We start from the raw sequence: 20845 nt of genomic DNA on the forward strand, positions 1-20845 counted from the left end.
GCAGCAATATCGACACCTGCAGATCAGGAGCTTATGTGCAGCTCCACGCTATCCGCAGTGGAACTGCTGCCTTGCACCGATATTCAGTATTTATCCGAACGATCTTCCTGCAGACGGGCACGCATCTGGGCAATCGTGCGTTCCAGACTGAGGATCGCTTCGGTTACCACGCTCTTATCCACACCATTCTCCAGGGCCTGGGCTCTGGCAAAGGCGCGTTCCTTTTCTTCATGGATGCGTTCCTTCTCTGCCATAACACGCTCTTTTTCATACGTTTGACGGCGCTGAAGCTCATTGTATTTATCGAGCAGATCCGTAATGATCTTGTAAAAGCGCTCATAGTCGAGGATGACATCGTCCAGAAAGAAATCCACTTCTTCCTGTGAGTATCCTCTCATCTTGGTCGTAAAATCCTTTTCATGAATCGTCAAAGCATCAAACTTGATCCCCAGCTGCTTGAATAACCGCTTCTGATCCTCCAGCTTGCGCTGATAATTCTCATCTACAGCCATGTTTATCATTCCCCTCATCCCTGTTCGCACAAGTACTTTATCTGTCTATAAATGTACCATAAAGAACAGGTTAGGGAAAATAAAGTCCGCAAAACAATCTCAGCGGAGCACCAGCCGGAACACGTGGGCAATCGGCGTCATGCCGCCTGCCCGGGCTTCGTCTGGCAGCACCGCATTGATTCCGTCCGGATAATCGGTAAAGGAAAGCCCTTGCACGACCGTCTCCCCGAGCAGATCCAGACTGACAATGTCCCCGTCATAGGGAATGTGCAGAGTCGCCGGGACCTCCCCTGTCTCCTCAGGGTACAGGTAGGCTGCATAGATGACTCCCTCTGCCAGCTTGGCAGTGAATGCCCATTCCCCGGTAAAAGCAGGCGCTATGCTGCGGGTCTCGTATATCGCTTCGCCGTATACATTCAGCCATGCACCCAGTCCCCGGATTCGCTCAATCGCGCCCTCCGGCAAGCGTCCGTCCGGCTGGGGGCCGACATTGAGTGCCAGATTGCCGCCCTTGGATACAATCTCCAGCAGCAGATGCACCAGTTCGCGCACAGATTTGTACTTATCTTCATACCGGAATGAAAAGGAAGTTCCCATCGTCACACAGCTTTCCCATGGAATCGACATCGGCTCGGCCGGGACGGTCTGTTCGGGCGTTACGATATTCTCATACGGTCCTCCTACAGTACGGTCGGCCGCCAGCAGCCAGGGCTGCGTTTTTCTGGCCCGTTCGACGACTTCCTCCAGCCGGATATCCTGTCCACCTTTGCCCGGTCGGACCCAGCCGGCATCCAGCCACAGCACATCGATCCGTCCATACCGGGTCAGCAGCTCCATCATCTGCTCATGGGTGAATTGAACAAATTGTTCCCACAGTCCCGGATACTCATGCGGATCGTAGCTGGGACCGCGCCAGGTGCTGCCGCGCTCCATGCCTTTGGCCCAGTAATAGGGAGTATGCCAGTCCGCTTTGGAAAAGTAGGCCGAGATCGCAAGCCCCCTTTCCCGGAAAGCCTCAAACAGATGCCCTACAATATCCGCATACCGATGACGATGAAACGGCGTATCCGGCCCGGTAATCCGGTAGTCGGTTGTACCGGTATTCCACATGCAGAATCCGTCATGATGCTTGGTCGTAAAGTTCAGATAGCGGAACCCGCCTTCCAGTGCCAGATCGGCCCATTCCTCCGGTTGGAAGCGGAGCGGATTGAATGTCTTGTTCAGGTCAAAATATTCCCGTTTCAGCTTCTCCACATCCGGCTGCCAGTCGATGCCTTCTCTGGACCAGTCTGCATCATCATCGCTGAGTGCCCATGATTCGACGATGCCCAGCTGGGAATATGGTCCCCAGTGCATCATCAGCCCCAGCTTCTGGTCCCTGAACCATTCCAACCGTTCCAGCAGATACGGATTGTCCGGCTGCACCCAGCTGTCTTCACTGCTGTAGTTATGCACACCGCTCTCGATCTCTGCTGCCGTTTCCTCAGGCTGCTGTGGGTTAACGGATGGATCATTCATGGGCTGCACCTCCTATCTGAGGCGATGAAGAGACAGGCTCATCCAGCAGACCTTTTTGCATCGCTGTATAGACGAGCCGGGAGAACAGACTGTTGGACCAGGCGAACCATGGTCTTGTAAATATCGCCGGATCATCGGCATGGAAGCCCTCGTGCATATAACCGGTCCCTGCATCAGTCGCTTCCAGCATATCGATCATCGCCAGCATCTCCTCATCCGTACTCGCCGTCAGGCCCTGCATGGATAATCCCATCGGCCAGACATAATCCGGCGGGGTATGCGGACTGCCCATACCGCTGGCTGCCTGCCCCGAGAAATAAAACGGGTTCTCTGTACTGAGAATAAAGCGCCGGGTGCGCAAATACATCGGATCATCCACTGCACAATACCCGAGATAAGGCATCGATAGCAGGCTCGGTGTCCCCGCATCGTCCATCAGACAATGGTTGCCATAGCCATCCGTCTCATATGCATAGATCGGTCCATACACCGGATGACGATAAATTCCGTACAATTCAATCCCATGCTGCACCTCTTCCTCCATTCGGGCCAGTTCCTCACAGAAAGCCAGATCGCGGTAGACTACCCGCACCATCTCCTGCATCTGCTGCAGACAGACAACGGCAAACATATTGGACGGGATATTATAATGCAGCTCGCAGGCATCATCGCTCGGACGGAATCCCGACCAGATCATACCGGTATAGCTGACCGGCATCCCGAGCCCCTGATTGCGGATCGTATCAATCGGTGGACAGTTCCGCCGGGTGAACCGGTACGGCGACTCCTCCATATGCCGCTGTTCGGTCCGCCACAGCTCATAGATGCTGCGCAGCCCCTGCTTGAATCCGGCATCAAAAATATCGGTGCTGCCGCTCGTTTTCCAGTAATGATAAGCCAGCCGGACGGTAAAACAAAGCGAATCCAGCTCAAACTTGCGCTCCCATACCCATGGTCCCATATCCGTCTCGTCCGCCGGGTCCCAGTGCCAGTCATTGGCCGTCTCGTTAAAAGCATTGGCATACGGATCAATTGACAGGTACAGCATATGACGGCGGATCAATCCGCTGATGATGCGCTGCAGCTGCTCATCTTCGGCACAGAGCGGCACATAATGCATCAGCTGCTCCACCGAATCGCGCAGCCAGAGCGCCGGAATATCACCGGTAATGACAAAAGTCGTCCCATCATCCAGCAGCTTGGTCGTCGTCTCCAGCGTATTGGGAAAGCAGTTACGGAACTGCCGGGCCAGCCGTGGACGATGACGCAGCCGCTGCTCTGCCTCGGCCAGCACTTCACGGACAGCAGGCGGCAGTTCAAACGCGGACATTTTCAGAGTTTCCAGTTCATGTTTCATAACAGGGTACCTCGCTTCCATTTCAGCGTTTTAATTTCGTAGGGACGGAAGGACAATGTGATACGACCATCGGTGACAGGGATGCTCTCCAGCTCATCTTCCAGCAGATTGGTCAGCACGACCTGATCACCGGAAGATAATTCCGCTGGGATGATATTTTGATGTTCGGCACTACCATGTTCACCTGCTCCAGGACTGCTGCCTGGCCGGGAATAAACGTCGTTAACGGCTTGGTTTGTTTCACTTTTTCCATTTAACACAGGCCAACTGATCTGCGCTGTGCCGCGGCTGCCGGAGGATTCGTAGAGCCGCATAATGGTACCGTCTCCATCCTCGGCTAGCTTGATCGTCTCCAGAATAATATGACCACCTTCATAATTCAGCAGTGAACCTCCTGCCGGCTCAAGACCTTTTGCCTTTGCCGCATGATCATCGGCAAATCGGTAAGGTGCGGGCTGGTTAAGCTCCATGGCCGCACGCATGATATGGGCCTGCCGCCAATTGCCATCGTGCGGCAGCAGGGAATACGTAAATTCATGATTGCCCTGATCCGCCTGCTCATCCGGCCACTTGGGTGCACGTAGCAGGGAGAGACGCATATGTCCATTTTTGATATCATAGCCGTATTTGCAATCATTCAGCAGGCTGACCCCATAGTCGCCCTCGGAGATATCCGCCCAGCGGTGCCCGCATACTTCGAACTGGGCCTGTTCCCACGATGTATTGCTGTTCATCGTCCGCTCCAGTGCGCCAAATGGAATCTCATAGGTGGCGGAGGATGCTACCAGATCGACCGGGAAATTCACTTTGAGCAGCTTATGACTTTCCTGCCACTGTACCCGGGTCTTGAAGTCAATGCGCGGGTGATCATTATACAGATATATATCCTGGGTAATCTCCGACTGTCCGATCTGCCAGCCGAATCGCAGAATATCCCCGGTATGGCCGTGCATAATGACTCTGGAAAATAACAGCTGCGCCTTGCCGGCTGGCTGCCGGGCGAACAGCGGATCAATATCCCACGCATCCCACAGCGTCGGACGATCATGATAATAGCCAAAAGCATTGCCGGTATGCCCTGCTTGAATCAGCTCCCGCTGGTGCCGCCGATCATACAGGGAATGAATCTCGCCCCGCTCATTGAAGCCAATCCGGTATAACGGAGTCTCCCAGACCGGCGGTACGGCTCCGCCAAGCACGATATCTGCCGGATGGCTCACATCATCTTCATGCTCATATTCGCCTGCGACATTCATGCTTGCTGCCGATGGTTCCGCCATGTCACCCTGCTGCGGACGAAGCTGGAGCACCCGGCAGCCGAAGGCGGGAATGGACGGAACGTATACGCGAAGCAGATAGGCAGCTTCGGTTCCTTGTTCCTTTTCCGGCCTACGGGATGGTTGGCGTTCTGCCGACTCTCCATCTGCTGGATAGCTGGACCCGGACGACTGTCCATTCGCTCCAGACGGAGCTGTGAGCGGAACGAGACCGGGCAGGCGCTTACGGGCAGCAGTGAACCGCAGCGGCGGTGCAGCAGTCTCTGCTGGCGGCTCTGTCATTTCCAGCGGTACGATATCACTGCGCAGCTGCTGGCTGTCCTGATCATATACGGCTATTCCCTGCAGCTCGCTGCCTCCCTCGATCTCCAGCCATTCGCCGCGTTCCCAGCCCAGACTGTTGAACACCACACACGCAGTACCTTCGCCGGACAGATCCAGCGCATCCATCCATACATCCAGCGCCTGATCCAGCGCACCCTGACCGATCCGCAGAATCTCCTCGTATTCCACATCCGACGTATCGTATACCTCGGTAATTGCCGAACCGGGCACAATATCATGGAACTGATTGAGCATAATGCCGATCCAGCCCTGCCTGAACCGTTCGGTAGTAATGACCGCTCCTGTCGACTCACGGCTGTTGTTCCAGATCAATGGACTGACCGAATAATCGGCCGGAGAATGGGCTGTACCGGATGGATCTGCATCCTGACCGGACAAAGAATCCATAGGCCGGGACAGGGATGGAGCCGGGATTGTTTCTTCCCTGTTCTCCCTGTCTGCATCGCTCTGCTGCGCAGGCAGGCTGGAACGGTTAAGCTGTATCGCTGCGAGCCGCTCCCAGATTTCCGCTTCCCGGTATAATGCTTCCGCCTTGCGGTTATAACGTTTGTTCCATGCCTGGGTCGTGTAGGTACCGCGGTGCAGCTCCAGATACAGATCGCCGTGCCAGACCGGCAGCTCGTCTGCTTTTTCCATAGTATGTTCAAAAAATTCCCTGGCTGTTCCGAATGCAGTCTGCGGCTGACCGATCATCATCTCCGAGTGCTGCACGTACTCCACCATATCGAGGGTGACGCCGCCGCCTCCATCTCCGTGACCGTACAGCAGCATCTGCTCGGGATGGATGTCTTTTTGCCGGTAGGATTGCCAGTGTTCGTCGATATCTTTGACACTTGTCGATTCATTGACCCCATGATTGAGATAGGACAGCACGGGTGTCCCATCAATGCCGACCCACTGGAACAGATCGTACGGGAAAATGTTCGTATCATTCCAGTTCAGCTTGGTCGTCATAAAATAATCAATGCCCGCCTGCCGCAGCAGCTGGGGCAGGGATGCCGCGTAGCCGAACGTATCCGGCAGCCACTCGATCGTCGACGTCACCCCGAACTCCTCCCGGTAAAAGCGCTGTCCATACAGCAGCTGCCGGGCCAGCGATTCGCCGCTCGGGATGTTCAGATCCGGCTCCACCCACATGCCGCCGACCAGCTCCCAGCGTCCTTCGGCGATATAGGCTTTTACTTTGGCATACAGGTCGGGATAATGATCCCTCACATAGGCAAACAGCTGCGGCTGGCTCTGGGTATAAATGAATTCCGGATACTGCTCCAGCAGCGTACACATCGTCGAGAACGTACGGCTCGTCTTGCGCACTGTCTCGCGGATCGGCCACAGCCAGGCGATATCGATATGCGACTGGCCGACCATGATCATGCGCCCACTCTGTTCCTCAGTGGAAGCGTACGGACCGACCTGTTCACGCAGCAGCTCTTCCAGCTGCAGCCATGGCTCTTCCATTTGCCAGGAATCTTCCGGCAGTTCGTAGGCTGCGTTCATGCACTGTTCCAGCGCTTCCTGAATGCGCATGCGGCGCATTTCTCCCTCCGGCAGGCGGCGAACCGCATCCAGCAGCAGACGCAGGCTGTATCCCAGGCTGCGCAGACCGGCATTGACGCTGACCAGACTTGCGGTAAATCCGGTCAATGGCAGTACCTTTTCCGGCTGTCCATTCAGTGGATCATGAGGTTCGGGAATTGGATCATACAATTCAATCTCCAGCTGGATCGTCTGTCCGGTATGCTCCGGACGCAGCGGCACAAAGGAATGGTTCCGGTCCAGTCCGTGGTAGAACTCTCCATTAATGCGAAGCAGTCCTTCCCCTCCGCCAGCGCTGAACAGCAGCCCGGCCGGGTGTTCCGACCAGGACGCCGGCAGAGCAGCCTTCGCTTCCAGCAGATAGGTAATGCCATGCTTGCCCTGCAGCGTCATGTCGCTCTGACGGCGGGGCGACAGCGTCTCATAGCGTCCGGCGGTAATGTAGCGCACTTCTTCGATCGTCCAGTCCATCAGGTCTATCTGTTCCAGCCATTGTCGTCCGGCAAGATGCTTCACAAATCGTTCCATTCGATGCATAGTGAATAGGCCTCCTTGAGCAAAACTGCTTGGGTAGTGTGCATATCCTTGAGCGATAGACTTTTATATAAGGGGATGCGTCCATATTGGCAGACAGTGGATACAGTGACAGGAGCAGCAGACGGGAAAACGGACAGCCCTTTCCGGCATTCGATTTTTGGGCTTTCCGACTTGGTGATCTTCCGAGCCGGATTACCTTGTTCACGGCGTGACTGTCAGTACAGCGGTAAGACCCTCTACCGAGCTGCTGCCGAGCTGCAGGGAGAATTCGCCGGGTTCGACCACACGATCCAGCCGGGCGGTTACAAGTTCCAGATGTTCCGGCGTCAGGGTAAAGGTAACCGTGCCGCTCTCACCCGGCTCCAGCCATATTTTGCGGAAGCCTTTGAGTTCCTTTTCCGGGCGGGTCACCGAAGATACCAGATCGGTAAGATACAGCTGAGCCACTTCCCAGCCTGCCCGGCTGCCGGTGTTGGTGATGCTCACCGTGACCTGTGCCGATTCATCTGCCCGGATCGTCTGCGGCGTCACTACCGGATCACCATAGGTAAAGGTCGTATAGCTCAGCCCGTAACCAAACGGATAGGCGGGCTGCAGGTCCATTTCCAGATAGCGCTTGCCCCGTGTCCGCTTGCCGTTATAGTAGACCGGCAGCTGGCCGACATGACGGGGCACGGAGATGGTCAGACGTCCCGAAGGATTCACGTCGCCGTACAGAATCTCGGCCAGCGCATGGCCACCCTCCTGACCCGGATACCAGGCTTCGATAATGGCATCCGCATGTTCATCGATCCATGGCTCGGCGACCGGACGGCCATTGATGTAAATAACGACCAGCTTCCTGCCGAGTGCATGAATAGCCTGACACAGCTCCAGCTGTACACCGGTCAGATGCAGATCGACCCGGTCAATGCCTTCCCCGCTCTCCATCTCGCTCGCTCCGCCGGAATCATGAACCAGCGACTGACCGGTACGCAGATCGACCGTTCCCTCGCCAAAGTCCCGTGCACTTGATCCACCGAGTACGAGGATGACCGTCTCTGCCTGCCCGGCCACTTCCAGCGCATAGTCAAAGCCTTCCCGCGATTCGTCTCTGACCCGGCAGCCGGGTGCATACAGCAGCTGCTCCTCCATTCCCCGGGCGGCCAGATGCTGACGGATGCCTTTCAGCACGGTAATCACTTTGCCGTCCGGCTGCGGGGAAGTATAATCTCCCAGCTGGTTGTACGGCGTATTGGCATTGGGACCGATCACGGCGACTTTGCCGGATGAGGCAGGATGAAGTGGAAGCGCATTCTCTTTATTTTTCAGTAAAATAATGCCCTGACGGGCAACCTCACGGGCCAACTGGATATGCTCCTCCGAATGAATCAGACGAGCAGCCCGGTCCGGGTCCACATACGGATGATCGAACAGTCCGAGCCGGAACTTGATCTCCAGCAGACGGCGAACCGCCTGATCCAGATGAGCTTCATCGGCTATTCCCTGCTCCAGTGCCGAATCCAGATACCGGCTGAACATGGCACCGGACATCTCCAGATCGATGCCTGCCCTGAGTGCCAGAGCGGTCGCCTGCTCGCCGTTCTCGACGATATTGTAGCCGTGCACGAGCATATTCATCGCGCTGGCATCCGTGATTACGAAGCCTTTGAAGCCCCATTGTTTGCGCAGCACGTCTTCCAGCAAATATTCACTCGATGTGCAGGGCACACCGTCGATTTCGTTATAAGCCGTCATGACGGATACCGCTCCCGCCTCCACCGCTTTGCGGAACGGCACCAGATCGATCTCGTGCAGTTCCTTCATTCCCATATGTACAGGCGCTGCATTGCGTCCGCCCTCCGAAGCCCCATAGCCTGCAAAATGCTTGAGCGTAGCGATCACACTGTCCGGCGCATCCAGCCCCCGGCCCTGCAGGCCTCGCACGGCAGCCGCCGCCAGCTCTCCCGCCAGATACGGATCTTCGCCATATGTCTCCTCGGTCCGTCCCCAGCGCGGATCGCGTACGATATCCAGCACCGGCGAATAGGTAGCCACTCCGCCCTGGCTGCGCGTCTCGATCGCGACCGCATGGCACATCGCTTCATACAGCTCCGTATTCCACGTACTCGCCGCCAGCAGCGGCACCGGATAAACAGTAGCGCCGATCGCCATATGTCCATGCGAGCATTCCTCGCCAAACATCAGAGGAATGCCGAGCCGGGAGTGTTCGAGGACATATTTTTGAATCTCATTCAGCGCGGCTGCTCCTTCACGCGGAGACAATCCCGTCTCCAGTGTGACTTCGGTCCAAGGGTCTGCCCGCAGCGCCGCATACAGCGCACCTACACGGCCTTCGGCAATCTGCTGCCGGAATGGCTCGGTCAGCGTAATCGTACCGTCTTCATTCCGGTCGAAGGTCTGCCAGCCGAATATCTGCACCAGCTGCCCTACCTTTTCTTCCCTGGTCATTCGTGACAACAAATCCTGTACCCTCTCCTGCAGCGGATAGGAAGCGTCTTTGTAGATCATGATGGTAATCACCCTTTACTCGTTGGTTGAGATCATGACTGAAGTGAACTGGTCGTGTCGGCTTTTAGCAAAGAATGTCTAATTTATCGGAGGTTTGGCAATGGTGTTGTGTTAGTACTTCTGCTTTGATGAAGGGATACCTGTCTAAAAATGATTAAAAGTTTTACTTTATACCATAAAAATTATTTCAATCCTCATCCTTTCTTTGCAAATCGAACAGCAGTCTCTCAGATCCCCTGTTAGATGCTGATCGTTGCCACATTTACCGATCTGACGAAAAGATGAATCCGTGCACGGCAAAAAAGACGGGATACGATAATCCCGCCTTGTCGTGAAGCCTTATGAAGAAATCCATAGATCAAACATCTGCAAATGTTCAGAACGCCCAGTTGCCCTGACGGAACACCGGCTCAATCGTGCCGTCCGGCAGTTCGCCGTCAATATCCAGCTCTGCCGAGCCAACCATAAAGTCCACGTGCGTCAGGCTGACATTGGCGCCGCGTTGTACCAGCTCTTCCTTGCTCAGCTGGGTACCGTTTTCGATATTGGTCGGATAGGCGCTGCCCAATGCAAAGTGACAGGATGCATTCTCATCAATACCGGTGTTGTAGAAAATACGGTTCAGTCTGGAAATTGGTGAATCATGCGGAACGAGTGCAATCTCGCCGAGATAAGAAGCTCCTTCATCGGTAGCCAGCAGGTCGGTCAGATACTCACGCCCGGATTCCGCATCATATTCCACCACTTTGCCATCCTGGAAAGTCAGCGTAATGCCATCAACCAGACGACCGTTCAGATTGAGCGGCATCGTGCTCGTCACGGTACCATTGACGCCGGTACGGTGGGGCATCGAGTATACTTCCTCGGTTGGCATATTGGCGACAAAATAGGTACCCGCTTCGTTCTCCCCGCCGCCGCTGCGCCAGATATGACCTTCCGGCAGCTGCACATGCAGATCGGTTCCCGGCGCGCGGTAATGCAGGCTTTTGTACTTTTTGCCATTGAGCAGATTTTTGCCCTGGCGTAAATGTTCAATATGCTCACGCCATGCAGCGACCGGATCATTATCCACTGTCACCCGGTTCATCATGAAGATCGCTTCCCACATTGCCGGGATACGCTCTTCTTCCGGCAGATCGGCATATACTTTGTTTGCCCAGGCAGCGGTTGGCGCCTTGATCAGCGACCAGCTGATGCGGCTGTTGCGCGTGTAGACGCTGTACTTCTCATTGGCGATAGCGGTCGCTTTGACAGAAGCGGATACTTTCCACGAATCAATGCCGTTAAACAGCTCCGGATTGGGCACCTTGATGCGCAGAATCGCTCCACCCTCTTCGGCAAACTTTTCCATCATCTCGGCATGCCACTGTGGATAATAGTCAAATGTATCATCGGCCGCATGCTCATAACGGATACGGGTCACCTGCTCATCATCCCAGTCGACGATTACATATTTGGCACCGGCATCGTAGGCTTTGGCTACGATCAATCTTGTCAGTTCCGCCGTCTCCAGAGGTGCATTGACAATCAGCACCTGGCCCGGCTGGATGTTCACGCCTACCTGAATGACCAGTTCAGCATACTTTTGCAGCATGGTTGTAAATGAATTCATTATGCTCAGCTCCTTTGTCATAACGTATGTAATTCAGTGGCAGTTTTAACTCTGTTATATAAAATTAAATTTAGCACAAATAAAGTTTGTATTTTCTTGAAACGCTATAAACTAAGCTCTGACGAATTCCGACAAATACATTAACAGTAAAAACTTAAGAAACTAAGCTGTAAGCGTTCCAAAAAATCAAACATTTATTCTTTACAATTGACCACTGGATAATACCAATCTTACTCATTATACTCCTTAATGCCACAGTCTACACCATCTGAGCAATCCATCTGGCAATGAATTTTATTTTCACCACGTAAAGGGGAGTTATTAGCCGATGTATGAAAAAAACAAAGTTATGAATATGTTATGCCTGGTTACTGTCGCTTTATCATTTATTGTATTTGCTCTTCATAAATATACTCATCTTATTCCTGACCTGATGACAGCGGCTCATACACAGTCAGCTGCCACTAGCTCCTCAGTGGATGTTGTCCGCTATATCCTGCTGGCTGTTCCTCTGCTGCTGCTCATCAGCTCCCTTCTTTTATTTAGTCGCAATTCCCAGCATTCCTATCTACCTATAATGAATACACTGATTCTTACTCTGGGCAGTATCGCGCTGATCGCAGCTGGAGATGGGCTGGTGGAATATCATTTCTCTGTATTTATGGTAGTTGCATTTGTCGTTTTTTATGATTCACTGGCACTGGTACTGCTCACAACTGTTATTTTTGCCGTACATCATCTGGCTGGATTCTTTCTATTCCCGGTGCTGATCTGCGGTCAGCATGAGTACTCTTTCTCCCTGCTGCTTATCCATGCGGTCTTCCTGCTGCTTACGAGCGGCGCAGCCATACTGCTCATCATTGCCAAACAGCGCTCCACGCAAGCACTGGAAGCCGAGAAACAGCAGTCGGAAGCCCTGAACGAGACTGCTGTCATCCAGCTGCAGCAGAGCGGACAATATATGGAAGAATCTTCTTCTTCCCTGCAAAGAAACTCGCAGTCTCTGGTGGCACTATCCGAAGAGATCGCCACTTCTGTTCAAACGATCAGTCAACGAGCTACTACAGAACTGCTGCCTTCCCAAAAAGGAAGTGAACAAAAGCTCGATCAGATTACAGCCGTTATTCATGAGATTACCGGTTCTCTGGAACAGCTGCATGACGCCTCCCTGATGTCGATCGGCAAAGCCAAAAACGGCCGCGAATCGCTCACTCAAATCACTGCCCGGATCGAAGCATTGCAGCAGGATGTCAACGAAATGGCTGCCGGTATCCACAATATTAACGATCATGCCAATGAAATCTCGCGCTTTATCGAGATTATTGCCCATCTCGCTGAAGAGACCAATCTGCTGGCCCTGAATGCCTCTATTGAAGCAGCACGTGCCGGTGAACATGGACAGAGCTTTGGTGTCGTCGCCCAGCAGGTGAAAAAGCTCTCTATCGAAACAGCCGACGCCCTGAAAATGATGTCTTCCATCATTCATCAATTCACTCGCTCTACCGGAGCTGCTCTGCAAACCTCCGAACGGGGTACGTCAAAAATGCAGGAGACCCTGGCTGATACCCACCAGACTTCTGTAACATTTGATCAGATTTTGGAATCTGCCGAAATCACCGGCCAACATGTCAGCAATATCACTTCACGTACTACGGAACTGAATCAGCATACCCGGACGGTTAACGAAGCGACCCACTATGTTACCCGGATGATCGAAGAGGCCGTTATCAGCCAGCAATCGGTAGGCGCGACGATTGAAGAACAGCTGCAGCACAGCCACTCGGTTAACGATGCCGCACAACAGCTTCACCAGATGGGTGATCAGTTGAATGAACTGGTACGGAATTTCAGCAACAAAGGCTCTTCCAAAAAGTAACAGGATAATAAAAGCTTTAATTGCCCCATCAGACAACTTTGCCTCAACCTGAAGCAGCGATATCTCGATTATCCACAATACCTAAAAGGCTGATGTTTCTTCATTTGAGAAGAAACATCAGCCTTTTTCGCATTAGAATCATGACCTGTATTCAGACTGTGACAAATACGATAGTTCTCCGCCTCCATCCTGCAAATCATTCATATCATTGCATCATTATCCCGCCTGACGTGCCGATTCACCAAGGGCTGCACTGCGCAGCCAGCTGCCCCGCCACCGGGTCTGCATCACCACGAGCAGCACGAGTGAACAGAATGCGATAATTCCCAGGACAATAAAGCCCGGTGTATACGATCCTGCCGACTGGTACAGATTACCGAGAATAAGCGGCAGTGCATAACCGCCCAGCCCACCGGCAGCACCGACGATTCCCGTTACCAGACCGATCTCATTGCCAAAACGCTGCGGCACAAGCTGGAATACCGATCCATTGCCCGCTCCCAGGCACATCATGCCGGCAAACAGCAGTACGACCACGACCGGCAGTGGCGGCAGGAAAGAAACACACAGCAGCATCGCTCCGGCACCGGTATACAGATACATCAGCATCCGGGTGCCGCCGATCTTGTCCGCCAGATAACCGCCGACCGGACGGAAAAAGCTGCCGGCAATAACACAGATCGTCGTAATATCAGCCGCATGTACCGCTGACAGTCCATACTGGGTATTGAAGAAAATGGTCAAATAGTTGGCCAGACCGACAAAACCGCCAAAGGTCACACAATAAAAGGCACAGAACACCCATGCATCCCGCTGGCTCAGTACCGAGGCGTACTGGGACAGCTTTTTCGGTGCCGGACGCTCAGGACTATTTTTGGCGAAAATACTAAAGTAGATAAATACGATCACAATCGGGATCATGGCGATACCAAACACGACTTCCCAGCTGCCAAAAGACTGGGCCAGACGGTTGGCAAACAATGTCGCCAGCACCGTACCACTGTTGCCGGCGCCAGCGATGCCCATTGCCAGTCCCTGGTGTTCCTTGGGATACCACTGGCTCGCCAGCGGCAGTGCTGCAGCAAAGGACGCACCGGCAATACCAAGCAGCAGGGCGACCACATACAGCTGATCCAGCGACTGCACCCACTGCCAGCCCAGATAGAGCGGCACCAGTGTAACGATCATACCCAGCTGAGCAGTCAGCTTGGGACCGATATAATCAGACAGAAAACCAAGCAGCAACCGCAGAATCGATCCGCCCAATACCGGCAGAGCGACCAGCTGCGCCTTTTGCACAGGGTCCATCGGATAGTCCTGGGCGATGACCACACTGAGCGGCCCGATCAATCCCCAGATCATAAAGCTGATATCAAAGTACAAAAAAGAACCAAATAACGTAGGCTTATGCCCGCTCTGCCAGAAACTTTTGCTCTCCATAGCTCTCGCTCCTCTATATTCAGTAATGGTTGTGATACCCGGGATCACTCTCTTTTTCATAAGTCCATACAAAAAGCCGCAACTCGTCCTTTGGATCAAAGAACAAAATTGCGGCTTCATTGCCTGCATTCAGCACAGCATTGTGCTTGGGTATGTAAACTTATGGATCACCGGATAGTGAATTTGTTTCAAATTATAAGAATATATTTCCTGTATGTCAATTAAATTAACAAATTTTGATCAAAATAAATCAATATGTAATTTTATATAACATTAATTATAGTGAGTATTCGGATCGACAAAGGCATATCTGGACTAAATAACAGCAAACGGTCTACTATTCATCGTTGGATGTCTCTCTCCAAATTGATCACTTTTGCAAGTAAAAACCATACTTTGCCAAAGACCGCAGTTGTTCCCGCTGCTGCTCCTGTCGCCATCGCTCTTTTCCTCTCTATATCATTCTCTTTATTCCCTTCTCCGGTTCTTTAATTGTTCATTATTGAACACTTTACATGAATATTAACTAATTTTAAAAATACTTTGTACAAAAATATACGTTTTGTATATACATTCCATGCTGCATTGATTAGAATAATGACATATTCAACCAGTTCTCATGAAAAGAGGGGTAGCATGGAGACCGTGCTTCGCAATTTGTTTCAGTCACTGGCCAAGAATCCTTCCGCCAATAAAATGGCTAAAAAGTATGGTTTGCGCTTTGGCGCGAGACGTTTTGTCGCCGGGGTCACGATTGAGGAAGCGGTGCAGGCGGTGCGCAAACTCAATCAGGATGGCCGGCTGGCAACACTGGATCATCTCGGCGAATTTATCTCTACCCGCGAAGAAGCGATGGAGTCGACCGAGATGTGTCTGCAGACGCTGGATGCCATCTCTCGCAGCGGGGTGCAGTCCAATCTGTCTCTCAAAATGACTTCACTCGGACTTGATATCGATCGCCAGCTCTGTATCGACAATATGACGACCATTCTGGAGCGCGCCCACAGCTACGGCAACTTTGTCCGCATCGATATGGAGGATTATGCCCACTGTCAGATGTCGATTGATATCTACCGTGAACTGCGTAAGCAGTTTGATAATGTAGGCATTGTGCTCCAGGCGTATCTGTACCGCACGAGCCAGGATATCGAGGATTTGAATGAATACCGTGCCAACCTGCGGGTGGTCAAAGGCGCGTACAAGGAACCTTCATCCGTCGCATTTCCAGCCAAGGAAGATGTCGACAGCAATTACCGCAAAATTATCAGCCAGCATCTGGCCAACGGCAACTATACCGCCATCGCTACCCATGATGAGGCAATCGTCCGTTATGTACGCGAAGAAGTGGTCCGTCAGGATATTCCGCTCAGTCAGTTCGAGTTCCAGATGCTGTACGGCATCTGCGAGGATCTGCAGAAGCGGCTCGTACAGGACGGCTACAAAGTCCGGGTATATGTGCCTTATGGACGGGACTGGTTTGGCTACAATATGCGCCGCCTGGCCGAGCGCCCGGCCAATGTATGGTTTGTGCTCAAAAATCTGTTCCGCTAACGCCAAACAGGCTTGCCTGTGAGCGATAACGCCCTTCAGACAAGCCTGATGTTTGCCATGTTCACAGCTGACTGCGCATGCGCAGCCCATTGCGGTTGATGGCAGCCTTTTACAGCTGGTGCTTGGTCATTTTGTTGTACAACGTGCCTCTGGAGATGCCCAGCATCCGGGCGGCGATACTTTTGTTGCCTGCGGCTTTGCGCATTGCTTCTTCAATGCGCTGCTTTTCCTCTTCCTCGGTGACACGGGCTTTGAGACCCGGAGAAGCAGCAGGTTCGGCAGCAGTGGCAGCAATCATAGTATCTTCCTTTTCCCGACTGAATATCGGCGGCTGATCGCCCTGCAAATGCTCCGGCAGATGCTCCAGCAGCAGGGAATCGCCTTCACTCAGAATGACGCAGCGCTCGATGACCGCTCGCAGCTCGGCAATATTGCCCGGCCAGTCATAACGGGCAAAGGCCAGCATCACTTCCGGTGCTACACGCGGCACGGGCTTCTGGTAATGCACCGCAAATTCGCGCAGATACATATGCACCAGGATCGACAGATCTTCTCTTCGCTCACGCAGCGGAGGAACCGTAATCGTCACGACACCCAACGCGTAATAGAGCTCGGAGCTGAACTGCTGATCCGCCACCCGCTGATCCAGTGCGGTCCGCGTGGCAGCGATTATGCGCGCATGCAGCGGGATATCCTCCTGCCCTCCATACCGGCGGAACGAACGCATCTTGATCGCGCGGTACAGCTTGTTCTGCATATCCGGCGGCAGCTTGTCAATCTCGTTGAGGAACAGGGTGCCGTCTCCGACCTGCTCCAGCTTGCCGGCTTCCTGAATATCCTGACCGGAATACGTACCGCCGATAAATCCGAACAATTCACTATCCAGCATACCGGGTGGCACCGCGCCACAGTTGAGGGACAGAAATGGCGACTCCGCATGAGCGCCAGCCAGATGAATCGCCCGGGCGAGCTGCTCCTTACCGGAACCCGCTTCGCCGTACAACAGTGCCGGCGTGTTCAGCTCGGCGATCTTTTTGCCGATACGGACGACTTTGCTGATGCTGTGACTCTGTCCATCCATGAGAGTGAATGGATCACTGCGGCGGGGCATCGTATCGAGGATGCTGGCCTGGGCATGGGACAGCTCCTTGTTCAATTTGACCAGATGGGTAATATCCTGCTCCGAAGCCAGCCCGCCTACGACACGGCCTGCCGGATCAAGCACCGGAGAAGCATTGATCAGCACATGGGTGCCTTCGGAGGATTTGTGGTACATGTTGCGGACTTTGCGTCCTTCATCCAGCACGCGCAGCAGCATGATCGATTCCGGATCAAAATGCTCGCCGATCGTCTGCCCCATAATGCGCTCATGCGGAATGCCGTATATCTGTGCGGCTGTCTCATTCCAGCAAATAACGGTCCCATCCTGATCGACGGCTGTTACCGCATCGGTCACGGTATCGAGCAGTCCGTTCAGATACATCTCGGCTTTGCTTTTCTGGCGGTGCAGCTGTCTCAGCAGCTCGCCTGGACTGAGAAACCCTGCAGGAGTTCCATCCGGCTGAACAAACACAACCGGGCGGCTGAGCGACGATGGCAATTGATCCACCCATGTTCCGGCTGGATCAACAGCTTCCTTTTTGACGACAGGTGAAGGGGCATAACGATTCAGAGACTGCTCAATCTCGTCCGCTGCCTGCTGCCAGAACGGCAGATCTTCATCGGTAAACAGATAAGCCTGCTGTTGATGCGATATATACACTGCCTGACCCTGATGCAGCAATTGTGCGATCTTTTGGGCATCTTCCCGAGCCAGCAGTTTAGTTATATTTTCGTTTATTTGTAATTGTTCATTATTGAACATAATAATCTCTCACTCCATGTAATTTAGTAACAATTTAACATGTCCGCCCCTCTACTGACAACCGTCTTACCGATTTCCTATTCCCTGCCAGTAAATTAACAAGCAAATTGATTCACTCCAAAATGAATTTTAAACAAGAGGCATTCCAGACAGCAGATCGATGTAATCTCTGCAGTACTCGCATAGTAGATAACCAGGGATAAACAGTATTTATTGGATTTAATAGAATTATTAAATTCATAATCATTGACTTATTCTCATAGTCGATTTGTTCATTATTAAACATTTAAATAAATAATTTTGTTCAAATTGTACACAAAATTATTTAAAAGTGTATAATTCAAATAAATGTATAACTTTACCATTCATGCTTCCATTTCTGTTTCCATTATGAGAGGAGATCTATTAATGAGTAAAATGACGAATATCCGCCCTTTTGCCAATGAGCCTTTTGTTGATTTCAACCAGCCGGACAACCGCGAAGCGATGGAGAAAGCGATTGCCCGTGTCAGAGCCGAACTCGGTCAGACCCTTCCGCTGCATATTGGAGATCAGAAGATTGTAACTGAAGACAAAATTTGTTCCATCAACCCTGCCAATACGGATGAAGTTATCGGCTACATGAGCAAAGCCAACCAGGAACTGGCCGAACAGGCGATGCAAGTCGCCCTGCAGACCTTTGAGACATGGAAAAAGGTTCCCGCCCGTATCCGCGCCGATTATCTGTTCAAAGCCGCTGCTCTGATGCGGGAACGCAAGCATGAATTCTCAGCCCTGATGGTGCTGGAAGCCGGTAAAAATTATGCCGAGGCAGATGCTGATACAGCGGAAGCGATCGACTTTATGGAATTCTACGCCCGTGAGATGCTGCGTCTCGATCAGATCAATGAGACCCAGCCTCTGACACCGATTCCCGGTGAAGACAACCGTCTCACCTATATTCCGCTCGGCGTCGGCATCGTGATCCCGCCGTGGAACTTTCCACTTGCGATCTGTGTCGGTATGACCACAGCTGCAGTCGTATCCGGTAATACGGTATTACTCAAGCCGGCCTCCACCACACCGGTAATCGCGCACAAGTTTGTCGCTCTTATGGAAGAGATCGGACTGCCAGCAGGTGTGATCAACTTTGTGCCGGGCAGTGGGTCCGAGATTGGCGATTATCTGACCAGCCATCCAAAGACCCGTTTTATCAGCTTTACCGGTTCCAAGGAAGTCGGACTGCGCATCAGCCGCCTCGCTGCCGATACAGCGGAAGGCCAGATCTGGATGAAGCGTCTGGTCGCTGAAATGGGCGGCAAGGACGGCATCGTAGTCGATGAGACGGCAGATGTGGACGCGGCTGCCCAGGCGATCGTCGCTTCGGCCTTTGGCTTCCAGGGCCAGAAATGTTCGGCCGGCTCCCGTGCCGTGATCGTGGAATCCATCTATCCGCAGATCGTAGAAAAAGTGACCGAGCTGACCGGACGCCTGTCCATTGGTCTGCCGGAGCAGAACTATCCATCCGGACCCGTCATCGACCAGGGTTCCTATGACAAGATTCTGGATTATATCGAAATCGGCAAAACCGAAGGTCGTCTGGTCGCAGGCGGCAGTAAGGCCGAAGGCAACGGCTACTATATCCAGCCGACCGTGTTCGCGGATGTCGACCGCAAAGCGCGCATTATGCAGGAAGAGATCTTCGGTCCGGTTCTCGCTCTCTGTCCGGCCAAAGATTACAAGGAAGCGATCGAGATCTACAATGATACGGAATTCGGACTGACCGGGGCGTTCTTCTCCACCAATGAAGAGCGAATCAGCGAAGCGCTGGAGACGATGCACTGCGGCAATCTATATGTGAATCGCAAATGTACCGGGGCGCTTGTGGGGGCACAGCCGTTTGGCGGATTTAACATGTCGGGGACGGATTCCAAGGCTGGGGGACATGATTATCTGCTGCTGTTCACTCAGGCGAAATTGACTTCGCGCAAGCTGTAAGGGTTGAGCTGTGTTGGAGTTACAGTGGACTGAAGTTGTACGTATTGTAAGCGTTATAGTGCTGGAGAGATGTTATTGAGAATATGCTTCTGGTGGAAGCCTCTGTATGAATGGATACGGGGGCTTTTCGCTGCATATTAAATCGTGTATGTGTATAATGCTGCTTCGTTTGTAAGAACGCTTTGGAGAGCGTAGTATAGCAGAGTCTGAGTCTGGAGTCCGGCTGGCATCAACCACTCCAGAAAGGAATAAGAGCACGTCCTCCGGTTAAGCGTGGAGATCTTTTATTATTAGGAGGAAATGAAGATCTCCACGCTTAAAGGTCGTCCTTTGCTCTTATTTCCTTTCTTGCGTTCTGTGCTTGGGCATCTTTGTAGTCTGCTCGCGTACTCTACTCGCTTTATATGCGTGCCTTCGTGCCAAATGGTCGTTTATTCAGTCCTTAATTCAAGTACTCTTGCCATGAAATGCAGTTTTCTTTGTGTACTTCAATGTACCCTATCCTAGTAATGCGATTGCTCATGCTTCCAACTGGAATAACTTTTTTATAAATACAAATCTTGCAGCGTTTGTTTTCAATATGCTGCCGGTAAATAGTTTTGCTTGGATAAAGATAATTAAAATCAATCGTAATAATTAGCAACAATCCTATTTAACCAGTGATATAACTCAATCTTATGTTATAATAATTAACTCATAATCAGTAAATAATTCTCCTCTCTTATTATACGTCAATTATATTGACATACATTTCAGAATCCTTTACTGTTACTTTATAACTTTCACACAAAGACGTGTGATCTGAATTGGTGGCAATGATGCCCTTTTCCTGTTGATAAGTCAGCAGAAAAGGGCTTTTTCTGTTTAGTTATGGAAAAATGATTTTGCTTTGTGATCCTCTTTTACTTCTTATGCCTGTTGGATCGACTGTG

At 52.3% G+C, this 20845-nt stretch carries 11 protein-coding genes; 3 read left to right on the top strand and 8 right to left on the bottom strand.

The genetic code is table 11. The features are described 5' to 3' along the window. Nucleotides 1-83 precede the first annotated feature (83 nt). The 6 genes from WH45_RS04240 to WH45_RS04265 form a co-directional block, all read right to left on the bottom strand. Nucleotides 84-512 carry a DivIVA domain-containing protein gene (locus WH45_RS04240; protein ID WP_046213153.1) on the bottom strand — a complete coding sequence of 143 codons (429 nt, stop codon included), beginning with the start codon at nucleotides 510-512 and terminating at the stop codon, nucleotides 84-86. Nucleotides 513-611: 99 nt separating this feature from the next. After that, nucleotides 612-2030, bottom strand: coding sequence for an alpha-L-fucosidase (locus tag WH45_RS04245; RefSeq protein WP_046213154.1), 1419 nt, complete (start codon nucleotides 2028-2030; stop codon nucleotides 612-614). Further along, nucleotides 2023-3387: a glycoside hydrolase family 125 protein gene (locus tag WH45_RS04250; protein WP_046213155.1), complete on the bottom strand. Its 1365-nt coding sequence runs from the start codon at nucleotides 3385-3387 to the stop codon at nucleotides 2023-2025. Before WH45_RS04250 ends, WH45_RS04245 begins: the two co-directional genes overlap by 8 nt. Then, complete coding sequence (locus WH45_RS04255) at nucleotides 3384-7082, bottom strand: alpha-mannosidase (protein ID WP_046213156.1); 3699 nt, start codon at nucleotides 7080-7082, stop codon at nucleotides 3384-3386. Before WH45_RS04255 ends, WH45_RS04250 begins: the two co-directional genes overlap by 4 nt. A 201-nt stretch (nucleotides 7083-7283) precedes the next feature. Then, the gene (locus WH45_RS04260) at nucleotides 7284-9593 is read right to left on the bottom strand and encodes a glycoside hydrolase family 3 N-terminal domain-containing protein (protein ID WP_046213157.1); all 2310 of its coding nucleotides are present in this window, start codon (nucleotides 9591-9593) and stop codon (nucleotides 7284-7286) included. Nucleotides 9594-9969: 376 nt separating this feature from the next. Beyond that, nucleotides 9970-11205: an aminopeptidase gene (locus WH45_RS04265; protein ID WP_046213158.1), complete on the bottom strand. Its 1236-nt coding sequence runs from the start codon at nucleotides 11203-11205 to the stop codon at nucleotides 9970-9972. A 328-nt stretch (nucleotides 11206-11533) separates the two neighbouring features. On the opposite strand from WH45_RS04265, the gene WH45_RS04270 reads away from it, so the two are divergent. Further along, nucleotides 11534-13081, top strand: coding sequence for a methyl-accepting chemotaxis protein (locus WH45_RS04270; RefSeq protein WP_046213159.1), 1548 nt, complete (start codon nucleotides 11534-11536; stop codon nucleotides 13079-13081). 216 nt (nucleotides 13082-13297) lie between these two features. Here WH45_RS04270 and WH45_RS04275 read toward each other — a convergent pair whose 3' ends face one another. Next, nucleotides 13298-14521, bottom strand: coding sequence for a nitrate/nitrite transporter (locus tag WH45_RS04275; protein WP_046213160.1), 1224 nt, complete (start codon nucleotides 14519-14521; stop codon nucleotides 13298-13300). Nucleotides 14522-15157: 636 nt separating this feature from the next. On the opposite strand from WH45_RS04275, the gene WH45_RS04280 reads away from it, so the two are divergent. Further along, nucleotides 15158-16072: a proline dehydrogenase family protein gene (locus tag WH45_RS04280; RefSeq protein WP_046213161.1), complete on the top strand. Its 915-nt coding sequence runs from the start codon at nucleotides 15158-15160 to the stop codon at nucleotides 16070-16072. Nucleotides 16073-16181: 109 nt separating this feature from the next. Here WH45_RS04280 and WH45_RS04285 read toward each other — a convergent pair whose 3' ends face one another. Further along, the gene (locus WH45_RS04285) at nucleotides 16182-17936 is read right to left on the bottom strand and encodes a sigma-54 interaction domain-containing protein (protein WP_046213162.1); all 1755 of its coding nucleotides are present in this window, start codon (nucleotides 17934-17936) and stop codon (nucleotides 16182-16184) included. Between the two features lie 408 nt (nucleotides 17937-18344). Between WH45_RS04285 and pruA the strand changes: the two genes are divergently transcribed. After that, on the top strand, nucleotides 18345-19913 hold the full coding sequence (gene pruA, locus WH45_RS04290; protein ID WP_082096536.1) for an L-glutamate gamma-semialdehyde dehydrogenase: 1569 nt from the start codon (nucleotides 18345-18347) through the stop codon (nucleotides 19911-19913). The last annotated feature ends 932 nt before the right edge of the window (nucleotides 19914-20845 follow it).

This window comes from Paenibacillus wulumuqiensis (assembly GCF_000971965.1).
Taxonomy (GTDB): Bacteria; Bacillota; Bacilli; order Paenibacillales; family Paenibacillaceae; genus Saccharibacillus; species Saccharibacillus wulumuqiensis.